The sequence below is a fragment of the Duncaniella dubosii genome, assembly GCF_004803915.1.
Classification (GTDB): domain Bacteria; phylum Bacteroidota; class Bacteroidia; order Bacteroidales; family Muribaculaceae; genus Duncaniella; species Duncaniella dubosii.
The window spans coordinates 994,281-1,007,868 of the sequence record NZ_CP039396.1 but is presented as its reverse complement, the minus strand read 5'-3'; the positions used below and the strand labels follow the sequence as shown (position 1 = coordinate 1,007,868).

Below are 13,588 nucleotides of genomic sequence, written 5' to 3'. Positions count from 1 at the left end.
TAATAACATGATTAGCGACAAAGCTCACATCGACCCCTCGGCCAAACTCGGCGAGAATGTCACTATCCATCCTTTCGCCTACATCGACAAGGATGTCGAGATCGGCGACAACACCGTGGTTATGCCTTTTGCAAGCATAATCCGTGGTTCGCGCATCGGCAAGAACTGTAAAATCTATCAGGGTGCTATTGTCGGCGCTGACCCGCAGGATTTCCGCTGGAAAGGCGGTTTCACCTATTGCTACGTCGGCGACAACGTGGTGATTCGTGAAAACGTTATCATTAACCGTGGCATCGCTTCCGAAGGCGGCACTCTCATCGGGACCGGATCGTTCCTCATGGCCAACTCACATGTCGGACACGATTCCCATCTCAAGGGTCGCGATGTGATCGGCAATAATGTCTCCATAGCGGGCGACGTTGAAATCGGTGAATGTTCAATCCTCTCATCGAGCGTTGTGATCCACGAGAACTCGCGCGTCGGTGACTGGGTGCTTATAAAGGGCGGATGCCGCATCACCGGCAATGTGCCTCCCTTCTGCATCATGGCTCATAACCCGACTGCCTATTTCGGTGTCAACGCTACCATCCTGCGGATGCAGGGCGTAAGCGAGGAGCGCATTGATGACATTGCCAAGTGCTACCGTCACATCTATCAGACCGGCACTTCTGTTTTCAATGCTCTCAAGCGCATTGAGGCCGACGTAGACCCGAGTACCGAACGCGACAACATCATCTCGTTCATCCGCGACAACAAGCTCCGTATCGTGGCCATTCCGAAAGATCTGGAGAACTGACAGTGAAGACCCGTCTTCACTGAAGGATACATCTCCCGATAGTGTAGTTATAAACGAAAGCATCTCTGCAAAGCTGTTAAAAAGGCTCTGTGGAGATGCTTTTTTCAACTTATATGCCACACTGACCGTTTTTATTATTACTTTTGTAAGTAACTCTGAGAAATTGATTTATACAATATGTGTGATTTATTTGTCAATATATACATATGAACAACGATAATCCCGCCCGCCGGCGTATCTGCGACATCCTGTCGGCCCGTCAAGAAGGAAAACCCTTCAGAGTGCTTTTCGTTTGCCTCGGCAATATCTGCCGTTCGCCTGCGGCCGAAGGTATAATGCGCGACATTGTGGAGAGCAAGGGTCGTCAGGACGGCTGGGTGATTGACTCAGCCGGAACGGGCGCCTACCACATCGGCGATCTTCCCGACCGGCGCATGAGGGTGCATGCCCGTCAGCGAGGTCTGGAGCTGACCCATCGCGCCCGTCAGGTCGATACCGAAGATTTCCTTGATTTCGATATGATAGTGGCTATGGACGCTTCAAACGTCTCCAATCTGCGGCGTGTAGCGCCGTCGGTGGAGGCCGAGAGGAAAATAGTGCCTATGGCGGCTTTTTTTACCGACACTTCCCGCTACGACCATGTGCCTGACCCCTATTATGAAGGTTCGGAAGGTTTCGAGCTTGTGCTCGATCTGCTTCAGGACGGCTGCCGGAATTTATTTGATACATTTGACAACTGAAAATTCCTTATTTCTATGAAGACTTTTGATATAACCATTCCCGTGGTTGAAGCCGGATTCGATGAACTGACTCCGCAACAGCAGCAGCTTGTGACGCTTGCAAGCAAGGCAACCTATCGCAGCTATGCCCCTTACAGTAAATTCAGTGTAGGAGCGGCCATCCTGCTCTCAAACGGTGAGATTGTCACCGGCTCTAATCAGGAAAACGCCGCATATCCGTCTGGACTGTGTGCCGAACGCACGGCGGCTTTCTATGCCCATGCCACCTATCCTGAAGCCCGCTTCACGTCCATTGCCATAGCTGCCCGCGGGACTGACGGCAACGAGCTTCCCGATCCGATTTCACCTTGCGGGCATGCCGTCAGGCTCTGCTTGAATATGAGAAACTTGCCGGTGGGCCTGTTGAAGTTATGCTTGCGGGAAGAACCGTATCATGATTTTCCCGTCCGTCAGCTCGACTCTTCCCTATTGTTTCTCTGAATTCTGATTTCACTGACCGGCTCGGTTGTCGGGCTGAAGGTCTCGGCCTTACAATCGGGTGTGACCGCATCGGCCGTATCTGTCGGAAGTGTACCTTTTTCCTTCTTATGAGGCTCATCGGCTGGGGTGGCAGTCTGCGCAGCCTCCTTCCCCTCGCGTCGTTCTGCGGCCCGTTTGCGGGCTTTTGCAGAGCGTTCAAGCGCCATGTCTATTTCATGACGCAGACAGATGAAAACTATCCGTATGCCCTCGTCACACATTCCCGGAGTCTCTCCTGTCGAGATATATCTGTCGACGGCCGGCATGAAGTTCATCACCCATCCGCTGCCATAGCGCATTTCTTCGAAAATCTGCTCGCAGCGAAGCCGCAGTTTTTCGTAGAAAGCCTTTGAAACAGGTTTTGTCCACCTTTCTTTCGCTGATTTTGAGCGGGAGAAATGGGGTTTGTGAGTGCGGAAGTTTGCAGAGACTGTGACAATGGCGTTTTGTGTATTCATGGCGGAGTGTCTTGATGGGGAATGACTTTGGATATTGAGCGACACTGCAAAGTTACATAGCCTTACCCCACGGAAATGTGCGATAATACAAAAACCAAGGGACAAGCGATTGGAAAATCGCTTGTCCCTTGGTTTTTGATGTCTTGGATACTTGCCTCTTAGAGAGTCCCGGAGCAGATATTAAAGTTCAAGAAGCTTCTTGATTTGCTTTTCGAGATTTTCTTTGGGCTGAGCGCCGGCAAGACGGAGGTCGCGGATCTGCTCACCGTTCTTGAAGAAGAGGATGGTGGGGATTGACATGATGCGATACTGTGCTGCAAGGTCGTTTTCCTCCTCGATGTTATACTTGCCGATGACAACTGTATCTTTATATTCTTCAGCGAGTTCTTCAACGATGGGGGTCATGCGCTGGCAGGGGCCGCACCATGTTGCCCAAAAATCGATTACCACCGGTTTGCCTGAAGCAATGATGTCGTGTACGTTCTGATCAGTGAATGTCATGATAGTTAGTCGTTTAGTTTAGATTATGTATCTGATTGTTTTCAGTGCTACAAATGTACGTAATTTTCCTGAAACAAACACCTGCGTATGCGAGTCCTGTTTATAAATTCTTGTTAATTTGAATGGCATGGCAGGGCTGTGCTGCGTCAGTCATTTATGGTGAAGTTTATGTCCTCTTCGGTCAGGGTGTCGATGAGCTTGCGGGAGATGGGGATGCGGCGGTTGGAACGCAGGTGGAGCGAGCGGTTGATCGAGGGGTCGAAGATTCGGAATGTCAGTTCGCCGTTGGCATCAGGCTCGCGCTTGATTTCCTCCTCGATCAGTTCTTTGATATGTTTGGTTATCTTGTCGGACGGCAGGTCGATTGTGATAGAGTGTACGAGCTTGCCTTTCACGTCGTTGAGCAGACGGATGTTCATGATGTTGAAGCGCAGCGGCGACGAGGAGAAGCGCTTCTCATAGCGTCCGGTGATGAGGATAGGCGTGCCCGGGACTCCGTAGTTGTGGAAGTTGATATAGGTCTGTTCAAAGAGCATGAACTCGGCGCTGCCGGTGTAGTCCTCGATTTTGAGTATGCCGAACTGGCCGCCGTTGCGGGCGGGACGGCTGGTGAAGTCGACCACCATGCCTCCGAACGTGAGTTCCACGCCTTCGACCGGGTCGAATTCATTGTAGCCCTTGACGGTACATGTGCCGTAGGTCAGCTCCATGAAATAAGGGTCGAGGGGATGTGCCGAGAGATACATACCGACAAGTTCGCGTTCGCGTTCAAGTTTCACTGCCGAGGCCCATTCCTTCTGCGGAACTACGGGCGGACGACCTGCTGTGCTCATCTCCGCGTCATCGCCGAAGAGCGACATGGCCGAGTTGTGCTTGTCGTTCTGGAATGCCTGTCCGTAGCGGACGAGGGTTTCAGTAAACACTTCGCCACGAGGGTTTTCATAGAAGAAATCCTCGCGCTTCACGCCTTCGAAACTGTCGAATGCGCCGGCATAGACGAGATTCTCAAAGATGCGGCGGTTGACAGCCGACGAGGGGACACGCTCTACGAAATCATAGATCGACTCAAACGGGCCGTTCTCCTTGCGCTCGGCGATGATGGCCTTGACCACGTTTTCGCCCACGCCCTTAATGGCCGCGAGTCCGAAACGGATGTCACCGTGGGAGTTGACACCGAATTCGACGAAACTTTCATTGATGTCCGGGCCGAGCACGGGGATTTTCATGCGCTTGCATTCATCCATGAAGCCGGTGAGCTTGTTGATGTCGGAACGGTTGCGCGTGAGGACGGCCGCCATGTACTCCGACGGATAGTTGGCTTTGAGCCATGCCGTCTGGAAGGCTACCCATGAATAGCATGTGGCGTGTGACTTGTTGAACGCGTAGGATGCGAATTTTTCCCAGTCGGCCCATATTTTTTCAAGCACCTTCGGGTCGTGGCCGTTGGCCTGTCCGCCCTTGAGGAAGAGCCCTTTAAGCTCGTTCATCTTGTCGATGAGCTTCTTACCCATCGCCTTACGCAGTGTGTCGCTCTGACCGCGCGTGAAGTTGGCGAGCAGACGCGACAGGAGCATGACCTGTTCCTGATAGACGGTCACCCCGTAGGTGTCCTTGAGATATTTCTCCATGATGGGAATATCGTAGGTAATGGGGCTGCGTCCGTGTTTTCGGGCGATGAAGTCGGGGATATAGTCCATCGGGCCGGGACGGTAGAGGGCGTTCATGGCTATGAGATCCTCGAAGGTCGACGGCTGGAGTTCGCGCAGATATTTCTGCATGCCGGCCGATTCGAACTGGAACGTACCGACGGTGTTGCCTTGGCTGTAAAGCTCGTAGGTTTTCGGGTCGTTTATGTCGATGGAGTCGATGTCGACGTCTATTCCGCAGGTCTGCTTTATGTTTGAGACGGCTTCCTTGATGATTGACAGAGTTTTAAGCCCGAGGAAGTCCATCTTGATGAGTCCGGTGTCCTCGATGATAGATCCTTCATACTGAGTAACTATCATCTTGTCGTTATCCTTCGAATCGACGCTCTTGTCGACAGCTGTGGCGACGGGTACCCAGTCGGAAATCGGGTCGCGGCAGATGATGACACCGCAGGCATGGACGCCAGTGTTGCGGACGTTGCCTTCGAGACGGCGAGCATATTCGAGTGTCTCGCGGATGAGATAGTTGTTAGAGTTCAGCTCGGCTGCGAATTCGGGCACATACTGGTAACAGTTCTTCAGGTTGGTCTTGAGGGTTTTGCCGTCAGGACCGTCAGGCATGCGCTTGGGACGAGGTTGGCTATGCGGTTGCTCTCGGCGAGAGGCAGCTGCTCGACGCGGGCCACGTCCTTGATGGCTGATTTCGCGGCCATGGTGCCGAAGGTGATGATATGGGCCACGTTGTCTTCACCATATTTCTCCGTGACGTAGTGAAGCACGTCGGCACGGCCGTCGTCGTCGAAGTCCACGTCGATATCGGGGAGCGAGATACGGTCGGGGTTAAGGAAACGTTCGAAAAGGAGGTCATATTTGATCGGGTCGACCTGCGTGATGCCGAGACAGTAGGCCACGACGCTTCCGGCCGCCGAACCACGACCCGGGCCTACGCTCACTCCGAGCTCCTTGCGGGCTACGTTGATGAAGTCCTGCACGATGAGGAAGTAGCCGGGGAAACCCATCGTCTTCATTATGTAGAGCTCGAAGCGTATGCGTTCCTCCAGTTCCGGGGTCAGCGGAGAGCCGTAGCGGCGCTCCGCGCCTTCATAGGCAAGTTTCGAGAGATAGTCGGCCTCGAATTTGATGCGGTAGAGCTTGTCGTAGCCTCCGAGTTTCTCGATTTTCTTCTGTGCGGCTTCAGGCGAGAGGACTACATTGCCGTTCTCGTCCTGTGTGAATTCGTTAAAGAGCTGCTGCTCGGTGATGCGTGTGCGGTATTCCTCCTCCGTGCCGAAGTCGGCCGGAATCTCGAAGAAGGGCATGATCGGCGCGTGGTCGATTGAATAGACCTCGATTTTGTCGAGGATCTCAAGGGTGTTTTCAAGCGCTTCGGGGAGGTCGGGGAACACGGCCGCCATTTCGTCCTGCGACTTGAACCACTCCTGCTTGGTGTAGCGCATGCGCTCGGGATCGGCAACATAGTTGTTGGTCGAGATGCAGATGAGGCGGTCGTGGGCCTCGGCATCCTCGGCGTTGATGAAGTGGGAGTCGTTGGTGGCTATGATCTTGATTCCATGCTTGCGTGCAAGCTCGATGAGCACGGGGTTAACTTTTTCCTGCTCTACGTATGTCTCACGGTTCGCACCGGGACGGTCGGTTTTGTGGCGCTGCAGCTCGATGTAGTAGTCATCGCCGAAGGTCTCCTTGAACCATACGACCTGCTTCTCGGCCTCGGCGGTGTTGCCTTCGGCTATGAGGCGGGGGATTTCTCCGCCGAGACAGGCGGAGCATACGATCAGCCCCTCGCGGTGGGCGGCAAGGGCTTCCTTGTCGGTTCGCGGGTGGTGATAGAAGCCGTGGGTATGTGCCTGCGAGACGATTTTGATTAGGTTCTTGTAGCCTTTCAGGTTCTTGGCTATGACCACGAGGTGACGGCCTTTGTCGGTCTTGTCGGAGCGGTCGGTCAGAGAGCCTTTGGCCACATACATCTCGCAGCCGAATATGGGTTTGAATGCGAGTTTGCGTTCAATTTTCTCCATCTCGGGGGCAAGTTCGGCGCGGAGCTTGTCGGCTTCGCCTTCGGGGGCTTCCTCTATTCTCTTTTTGAGGTCGGCGAGCTTGCCTTTGTATTTGCCTTTGACCTTGTTGACATAGTTGAAATATTCCTTGATGCCGAACATGTTGCCGTGGTCGGTCAGCGCGAAACCGGGCATGCCGAGGTCCATTGCCTTATCGACAAGACCCGTGACCGAAGCCTGTCCGTCAAGGAGGGAATACTGGCTGTGTACGTGGAGATGAACGAACTGTTGCATTTGCAGGAGATTGTAAGTTGATTAAATTTTAAGACGGTTGAAAAAACAGGAGCAATCCCTATATATCATTACCTGTTTTTTATTCACCCGGCTTTATCTCTATACAAATGTACGCAAAAAACGTAAGAATCCCAACAGCAGGATTGGAAATCCCGGTCAGACTATTGATGAGGCGCTACATTTTCATCCTCATCCTTCATCATTCCGGCGACATTGATAGGCGGAATCATCAGGGAATTAAAGGGTGTGCCCTCTGTCTTGCAGAAAAGGATACCCCGGGATGTCCCGATGGTATGCACTGCCAGCAGTTCCATGACAGATTTTGGAATGTGGAGTCCGTCCTCTTTTTCAAAGGTCGCCCAATCGTCAGGATGAATCGCGAAATCACACTGCGATTTCAATATCAGGAATAATTCCTCGTCTGTGGTAAAACGATAGCCTACCTCACAAGAAATCTGACGCGTTTCAGCGGAATACTGAAATGACAGTTCCGTGGAAAGTGTGATGGCCTTTCCCTGACAACTGTCCTTTAATATAGCAAATTGATTTATTGCTATCTTTGACATATTGAAGCGTATCATCAGGCAATCTTATCTATGGTTATCGGAGATTGAGATTCTGTCCAGTTGTTTCCTCCATCAAATATGACGGCAGAACGGAGAGTTTTAGATCCGGGAAGTTCTGTGTATTTCGCATTTTGAGGCCGGACGGTGTGAAAGTTCAGCTTTCGGGTATAGGTGGTGCAATGTTTCCAGTCGGCAGGGCGGATATAGCTTTCGTAGGCGACTTCGCGGCTGTGCTGCTTCGGGACGAATTCTATGCGCGGCACCATCTCGCAGGCAAGAGCCAGCTGGGTGAGTTTGGAGAGTTTATGGTCAAAATCGCCGTTAAGTATTTGGGAAATGTAGCCTTTCGACACTCCAAGCCGTTCAGCAAACTCAGATTGCGTCAGATGTTTTTCTTCAAGATAATGTCTGATGTTATCTTGGAGCGAAAGCTGGATGAGTTGCGTCCAGTAAGCGGGCGAATCATATTTATTTCTGTTCTTGTTGAGCTTCATTGTCGTTTTCGTCATCATCCCTGATTGGAATTTCATCAGGAATATTATTAAAATGTCTGAATATCTTGGCAATGTCTTTTTCCTGCCCCTTCTTATAGCCGCCAAGGACTATATAGTAGTCCGGCGGGATTTTAAGAGTATAGATTCTCAGATGTTTTGACTTGAACTCCCACACATCTTTTCTGTCATATTTCCCACCGGTTATATGCCTGTATTTTGATGTCGGCAGATTGTTGTTGTCGACCTTATCCATAAGGGCCATGATTGTATCCATCTCATCAAGTTCGGATTTCTGTCTGAGTGACTTCACAAAGTCCTCAAAGAAATTTCGTCCGTCAATGTAGAGCAGATAGAAATCATATTTCTGGTTATCGATGTCATCGACAGGGCAAAGATAAAATTCAGCCATTTCCGATCGGGTTGAAGGAGGGATAGAAACTATGCAAAGATAACGGATTTCTGTTGAATTAACAAGCAGAATTCCGATAAAGTTTACTTTGAACTAAACACGGAGTATCAACATTGTATATCGATACTCCTCTAAAGAATTGATGAATGGGTAAAGTTATGGATTCTGGAGGAGGGCGATGGCAAATTCGAGTATGGTGTCTTTGCCTGAGAGGGCTTCGAGCGGATTCATGTCGACTGCGCAGCCTTCGGTGGGTTCGACGCCGTATTCGGTGCTACGGCGCTCTGCGTCGAGCATCGAACAGGCCGAGAAGCGCACTGACCAACCACACGGAAGCTCTGATGAGTAGGGCATGCCCGATCCTCCGCCTGTGGTAGCTCCGACAACTCGTACTCCGGGAGCAGCTTCATGACTGACACGAAATTGTTGGCAGCCGAGAAGGTCGAGCGGTTTGCGAGCACGATGACCGGTTTTCCCCAGCGGATGCGTCCCTCGGCAGCGGGCTTGTATTCGATTTCAAACGGTTCGGAGAAGTCGTTGTGGCCGGGCCCTGTCTTGTGGGAGATATATCCGACGACTGTGGGACGCGTGATGAAACGGCTGACGAGGGTCTCGACGTTGGTCAGGTTGCCGCCGCCGTTGTCGCGCACGTCGATAATCAGTCCCTGAGTGTTTTTCAGGAAATAAAGCACATTGTCGAGGTTGCCTTCGCCGACGGGGTTGGAGAACGACGAATAGTAGATGTAGCCGATGTTTTCTGAGAGTATGCCGAACTTCATGCCTCCCGTCTGACGGTAGTTGAAGTTGAAATACGACTCTTCGATGAGCCGTTCGGAGAAATTCTGCGGATAGTCGCTCCACCATTTGCGGTAGTAGGAGGTGTTGAAGGGCGCTGAGAGATTGACGTGGCCGTCTTTCAGCTCGTCGAGCATGTCGGCGCAGACGATGAAGAGTTCCTCGCGTGTCATCTCCGGGCCTATCCGGCAGGCGTATGTGTCATGGACGGCATCCCAGTCAATGCCTTTTTCGTCAAGGAAACAGTAGTGTTCGTCGATGATGGTCCAGAGGGCTTCGAAATTGCCTTGCGGATCGTCGGCATACTCCTCGATGGGGTGACACGAAGCTGAGAGGATGGTGATTGCAAGCAGTGAGAGAGCTGATAGTGCGTTTATGAGTCGGGTCATTGTTTTGCGTGTGACAGGGGTGACGGATTCAGATTAATATAAGGCGTTTATCATCCGGCATTTGGCGGGAATGCCCTTTCGCGGATTGACCGAAATCCACTCGCCGCTCACACCTACGGTGAAGGCGTGGGTGAAGATGTGGGTCACCACATGATTGATTTTCGACGAGAAGATTGCGCCGTGGTAGCCGAGGCGCAGGTTGGTCGATCCGAGGTGGAGGTCGGCGGTCAGCTGGTTGTCGAGCTTGAAATAGTTGCCCCACCATGCGGCGTGGGCGAGTCCCTTGTGGTCGCCGAGATAGATTTCATAGTAAAGCTCGCCGTAGTCCGGGGCGAAAAATGTTCCTGCGACGGGGAGGGTCGGCTGATATGTGAGTGTCACCGGCAACCGCCACAGTTTTGTGCGCCATGAGGCGTAGCCGGTCAGGTTGACGGTCCATGCGGCCTTGGCTGAGGCAGGGTTGTTGCCGTTGCGTGCGTTATAGAGACATCCGGCCTCGATGCCGGTCGAGCCGCCGACGGCGAGGGTGAGGTCGGGGGTGAAGGGACGGAACTTCCGCATCATGCCCCAGTCGGCGTTGAGCATGGCGCTCCACATCGTGGCGTTGCGTGCGGGATTGTCGGTCTTGTCGAGCCCGAGGTTGAAGTGGAGGCGCATGGTCCAGTGTTCGGGGTCGAAACGCATAGCCTGATAGCGCTGGTAGTCAAGCCCGGCGTGCCATCCGGTGTATTTTATGGGGCTGAGGTAGGTGTCGGCGAGATGGCCTGACCCGAATTCGGCGGTATAGGCTGCAAAGACGGGGCGGATGATGGCAGGGTCGGCTTCGGGTGTGCTGCCGGGTAGCTGTGACGCTGAGGTGTTGCTGTCTGCTGCGGAACTGCCGGTACGCTCTGATGCAGAGGCCGGCAAGAGCCATAACAGCGCAAGAACTATGGTGATAAGTTGTCGGTTTGTCATTTGTGATGTGGTGAATAAGAGCTGCGGACGGTCATTCAGAGTGACCATCCGCAAAGGTAGACATTTATTCGTAATTTTAATGATTATTTATTCCACTCGGTTTCGAATTCCTCGCGGGTAATGAATGAGTCGGCCGGCCATTCGACGTCGGAGAAATCTTGGTCGTATAAGCCGCCGTCATCGTCATACGGGTGTTCGGTAGTGTAGCGGAGACGTTTGCCGGTATGTATTTCGAGCTGACGCACAGCTTCTTCTCCGATAAAATGGAGGTAATACATGATATTTTCTTCCTGATAATATCGTCTGATGAAGATTTCGGACATAACGAATTAAGAAGATGGTGATAAATTAGTCGTCTGTTGATGTCGTGTCGCTCAAGGTGATTGAGACGGGACAGGAGTGAGGGTTGTGGATGATGAACTGGGCGTGGCCGTTGAAGGCTGGGATTGTGAATGATGCCGGATTTGATCCGGGGGCGGGGCGTTCGATGCCACGGAAAGCCGGGTCGCCGTTGCCTGCGCCGAGCAGGCGTATGCCGCAGTCCTGTCCGGGGTGGCTCCGGGATTGCCGTAGGTGATGGTGACGGGGTTGCAGGCTGTGGGGACGGTGCGGCCTTTGGAGTCGACGAGACTGACGTTGATGATCTGGATGCCATCTTTGGAATAGGCATAGTCAGGGATGGCGCGGACTGCCTGACCGGTGGTCTCGACCTTGCGTGTCATTACCCGGCGGCCGTTCCGGTAGCCTCGGGCTTCAACCGAGCCGGGACGGTAGACGGCCGGCCATGACAGATGGCCGTTGCGGGGCATGGTCTTGCGCCCGAGATTCTTGCCGTTGACAATCAGTTCGACTTCATCCATGTTGGAGTAAACCCAGAGGTCGATGGTCTCGCCCTCGTGTCCTTCGAGATTCCAGTGGGGAAGACGTACAGCACGGGTTCGTCGGTCCACCACGATTTGAGATACCAAGCCTCGTCCTTCGGGAAACCGCAGTAGTCGAGCAGACCGAATTCAGAGCCGGTCGCGGGATATTCGAGCGGGTTAGGCTCGCCGCGGTAGTCAAATCCGGTCCAATAGAAGAGTCCGGCGAGCCACGGGCGGTCGGCATAGAAGCGCCATCCGCGCTCGATGCGGTTGAGACAGCTGTCGCGACTGTCGGGAATGCGGTTGAGCGAGGCCATTCGTCCGTTTTCACGGTCGTCGAAATAGACACCGCGAGTCCCGCAGCCCGATGTCTCTTCCGAGCCGTAGGCGCAGCGGGCCGGATATTCGGCGCGGTATTTTTCGACAGGGTTCTGCATTATGTAGTTGTAGCCCGCCACATCGGCCGGAATTATCGGCATCGGGCCTCCGCTTGTGGCCACGGTCATAGGGCGCGTAGGGTCGAGACGGTGGCAGACGTCGCGCAGCTCACTGACGATGCGACGGCCTTTCTCATCCCATTCGACACCCCACTCCTCATTGCCGACGCTCCACATTATCACCGAGGGGTGGTTGCGGTCGCGGTCAATCATCCGGCGCAGCTGGCCGGTGATGTCGATTGTTTTTTCAGCAGCCTTATTCCCCTGCGGGTCGATGAGGACGGCGTTAAGGGTCCAAGTCTCATTGTCGGCGGGATCGACTCCGTAGAGGCGGTTGGCTATGCGCCCGCTGACGGTGACAGCCGAATTCGGGCCGTCGACAAAGGATGTCGCGATGGAGTTGTCGGCTATGTGGCGGGGTGCTTTGCGGTCGAGCCATGCGTGGCGGTAGATGCCTCCGCCTTCATAGAACCATCCTTCTTCGAGAGTGGCATCCGAACCGACGGCAATCACATTGTCGCCGCCCCAGTTGACATAAGGTGTGATGTCGTAGGTCTGCTGTGTGTAGCCGCTCGGTTCGCCTCCGAGATAGAAGCCGTTGAACCACACCCGGCTGTCGCGGAATATTCCGTCGAAAACGAGCGACAGACGCATCACGGAGTCCTCGGCGGCCACGGGAAGTACCTTGCGATACCACCCGACGGAAGTTTCGGGATATTTGTAGCCGACGGTCTTGTAGCCGTGGCTGTGGCTTGCCTCGCGTGCAAATGGCAGGTCGGCCACAAAGTCATGCGGGAGGTCGACTTCGGTCCATGTCGAGTCGTTGAACTTCATGGCATAAGGACCTATGTTGTGGACCGATGCAGCTTTTGTAAGGTAGTTGAAATATTCAGTGCCTGATCCGTAGTCCCGCGCGGGGTCGGTGTGGCCGAAGGCGAAACGCCAGTCATTGTCAATTCAAATCCGCTCGGCCGTCGCTCCGAGCGCGACGGTCAAGGCAAAGAGGGGAATAATGTGTCTCATGCTGTCAGGTAGGAAAATTTAAGGGAAGAAGAGGGGACGGAGGACTCCGGCGCTTTGTCGTGTGGATGGCCGGATGACCGACGGCTCAGTCGTCGTAAGTTACCGGGAGCACCCGGCTGATACTGTGGTCGAGCGATATGAGGGTCTCGGTTCCCACGACTCCGGGAATCATCTGGATTTTGTCGTTGAGAAGCTCCATCAGATGCTCGTTGTCGCGGGCGAAAAGCTTGATAAGCATCGAGTAAGGACCTGTCGTATAGTGACATTCGACGACTTCGGGGACTTTTTCGAGCTGGGGGACGACCTCGCGGTACATAGCTCCGCGTTCGAGGTTGACTCCGATATATGTGCATGTCCGATAGCCAAGGACTTTAGGGTCGACGAGATATCCTGAGCCGGTGATGACATTGAGGTCTATCATGCGCTGGATGCGCTGATGGATGGCCGCTCGTGAGACTCCGCATTCCTGAGCGACATCTTTCGAGGCAATGCGCGCGTTGCGCATGACGATTTCTAATATCTTGCGGTCTAAGTTGTCTATTTTTTCCATTATTCCTTATGTTCTGTGCTCAAACAATGAAGATGCTTAGATTGACAATTTATGGCAAATATACACACTTTTTATTGAATTTCAAACAAATTGTCAAGAAATGCTGTCGTTTGGGTGCTATTTTGCAGATGTTTCA

The 13,588-nt window shown here is 53.2% G+C and carries 13 protein-coding genes and 2 pseudogenes; 3 read left to right on the top strand and 12 right to left on the bottom strand.

Translation table 11 applies throughout. From position 1 onward, the window contains the following. The first annotated feature begins 7 nt into the window (after window positions 1-7). The 3 genes from lpxA (at window position 8) to E7747_RS04385 (ending at window position 2,016) form a co-directional block, all read left to right on the top strand. On the top strand, window positions 8-796 hold the full coding sequence (lpxA, locus tag E7747_RS04395; RefSeq protein WP_123615687.1) for an acyl-ACP--UDP-N-acetylglucosamine O-acyltransferase: 789 nt from the start codon (window positions 8-10) through the stop codon (window positions 794-796). Between the two features lie 206 nt (window positions 797-1,002). Next, on the top strand, window positions 1,003-1,536 hold the full coding sequence (locus E7747_RS04390; RefSeq protein WP_136414352.1) for a low molecular weight protein-tyrosine-phosphatase: 534 nt from the start codon (window positions 1,003-1,005) through the stop codon (window positions 1,534-1,536). Between the two features lie 15 nt (window positions 1,537-1,551). Then, entirely contained in the window at window positions 1,552-2,016 is a 465-nt protein-coding gene (locus tag E7747_RS04385; RefSeq protein WP_228449257.1) for a cytidine deaminase, read from the top strand. On the opposite strand, the gene E7747_RS04380 is transcribed toward E7747_RS04385, so the two are convergent. From E7747_RS04380 to E7747_RS04325, 12 genes and pseudogenes are all read right to left on the bottom strand, one after another. Continuing rightward, window positions 1,986-2,513 (bottom strand): hypothetical protein, encoded by a 528-nt coding sequence (locus E7747_RS04380; RefSeq protein ID WP_136414350.1) that lies wholly within the window; start codon window positions 2,511-2,513, stop codon window positions 1,986-1,988. The genes E7747_RS04385 and E7747_RS04380 overlap by 31 nt on opposite strands. 180 nt (window positions 2,514-2,693) lie before the next feature. After that, window positions 2,694-3,014, bottom strand: a complete 321-nt coding sequence (trxA, locus tag E7747_RS04375) for a thioredoxin (RefSeq protein ID WP_123615683.1) — start codon at window positions 3,012-3,014, stop codon at window positions 2,694-2,696. A gap of 146 nt (window positions 3,015-3,160) precedes the next feature. Continuing rightward, window positions 3,161-6,969, bottom strand: a pseudogene (gene dnaE, locus E7747_RS04370) (DNA polymerase III subunit alpha). A gap of 161 nt (window positions 6,970-7,130) precedes the next feature. Continuing rightward, window positions 7,131-7,535 carry a hypothetical protein gene (locus E7747_RS04365; protein WP_136414348.1) on the bottom strand — a complete coding sequence of 135 codons (405 nt, stop codon included), beginning with the start codon at window positions 7,533-7,535 and terminating at the stop codon, window positions 7,131-7,133. A 14-nt stretch (window positions 7,536-7,549) separates the two neighbouring features. Continuing rightward, a complete protein-coding gene (locus tag E7747_RS04360; RefSeq protein ID WP_168185228.1) occupies window positions 7,550-8,029 on the bottom strand; it encodes a helix-turn-helix domain-containing protein in 480 nt (159 codons plus the stop codon). Further along, window positions 8,004-8,438, bottom strand: coding sequence for a hypothetical protein (locus E7747_RS04355; RefSeq protein ID WP_136414345.1), 435 nt, complete (start codon window positions 8,436-8,438; stop codon window positions 8,004-8,006). Before E7747_RS04355 ends, E7747_RS04360 begins: the two co-directional genes overlap by 26 nt. A 156-nt stretch (window positions 8,439-8,594) precedes the next feature. After that, window positions 8,595-9,622 (bottom strand): annotated as a pseudogene (locus E7747_RS04350) (S41 family peptidase). A 33-nt stretch (window positions 9,623-9,655) separates the two neighbouring features. Continuing rightward, window positions 9,656-10,627 carry a DUF3316 domain-containing protein gene (locus tag E7747_RS04345; RefSeq protein WP_136414343.1) on the bottom strand — a complete coding sequence of 324 codons (972 nt, stop codon included), beginning with the start codon at window positions 10,625-10,627 and terminating at the stop codon, window positions 9,656-9,658. A gap of 35 nt (window positions 10,628-10,662) precedes the next feature. After that, the gene (locus tag E7747_RS04340; protein ID WP_136414341.1) at window positions 10,663-10,902 is read right to left on the bottom strand and encodes a hypothetical protein; all 240 of its coding nucleotides are present in this window, start codon (window positions 10,900-10,902) and stop codon (window positions 10,663-10,665) included. Window positions 10,903-10,953: 51 nt separating this feature from the next. Then, window positions 10,954-11,439 carry a DUF4982 domain-containing protein gene (locus E7747_RS16905; protein WP_262710063.1) on the bottom strand — a complete coding sequence of 162 codons (486 nt, stop codon included), beginning with the start codon at window positions 11,437-11,439 and terminating at the stop codon, window positions 10,954-10,956. Further along, window positions 11,421-12,713: a glycoside hydrolase family 2 TIM barrel-domain containing protein gene (locus E7747_RS16900; protein ID WP_228449255.1), complete on the bottom strand. Its 1,293-nt coding sequence runs from the start codon at window positions 12,711-12,713 to the stop codon at window positions 11,421-11,423. Before E7747_RS16900 ends, E7747_RS16905 begins: the two co-directional genes overlap by 19 nt. A 274-nt stretch (window positions 12,714-12,987) precedes the next feature. Next, window positions 12,988-13,452 carry an Lrp/AsnC family transcriptional regulator gene (locus E7747_RS04325; protein WP_123615675.1) on the bottom strand — a complete coding sequence of 155 codons (465 nt, stop codon included), beginning with the start codon at window positions 13,450-13,452 and terminating at the stop codon, window positions 12,988-12,990. Window positions 13,453-13,588 lie beyond the last annotated feature (136 nt).

Bases quoted from the DNA above. Each gene is read 5' to 3' on its own strand.
- E7747_RS04355 (WP_136414345.1), bottom strand. From the start codon at position 8,438: ATGGCTGAATTTTATCTTTGCCCTGTCGATGACATCGATAACCAGAAA.
- E7747_RS04380 (WP_136414350.1), bottom strand. From the start codon at position 2,513: ATGAATACACAAAACGCCATTGTCACAGTCTCTGCAAACTTCCGCACT.
- E7747_RS04345 (WP_136414343.1), bottom strand. From the start codon at position 10,627: ATGGTCACTCTGAATGACCGTCCGCAGCTCTTATTCACCACATCACAA.
- E7747_RS04325 (WP_123615675.1), bottom strand. From the start codon at position 13,452: ATGGAAAAAATAGACAACTTAGACCGCAAGATATTAGAAATCGTCATG.
- E7747_RS04365 (WP_136414348.1), bottom strand. From the start codon at position 7,535: ATGTCAAAGATAGCAATAAATCAATTTGCTATATTAAAGGACAGTTGT.
- E7747_RS04390 (WP_136414352.1), top strand. From the start codon at position 1,003: ATGAACAACGATAATCCCGCCCGCCGGCGTATCTGCGACATCCTGTCG.
- E7747_RS04385 (WP_228449257.1), top strand. From the start codon at position 1,552: ATGAAGACTTTTGATATAACCATTCCCGTGGTTGAAGCCGGATTCGAT.
- E7747_RS16905 (WP_262710063.1), bottom strand. From the start codon at position 11,439: ATGGATGAAGTCGAACTGATTGTCAACGGCAAGAATCTCGGGCGCAAG.
- E7747_RS16900 (WP_228449255.1), bottom strand. From the start codon at position 12,713: ATGAAGTTCAACGACTCGACATGGACCGAAGTCGACCTCCCGCATGAC.
- E7747_RS04340 (WP_136414341.1), bottom strand. From the start codon at position 10,902: ATGTCCGAAATCTTCATCAGACGATATTATCAGGAAGAAAATATCATG.
- E7747_RS04360 (WP_168185228.1), bottom strand. From the start codon at position 8,029: ATGAAGCTCAACAAGAACAGAAATAAATATGATTCGCCCGCTTACTGG.
- lpxA (WP_123615687.1), top strand. From the start codon at position 8: ATGATTAGCGACAAAGCTCACATCGACCCCTCGGCCAAACTCGGCGAG.
- trxA (WP_123615683.1), bottom strand. From the start codon at position 3,014: ATGACATTCACTGATCAGAACGTACACGACATCATTGCTTCAGGCAAA.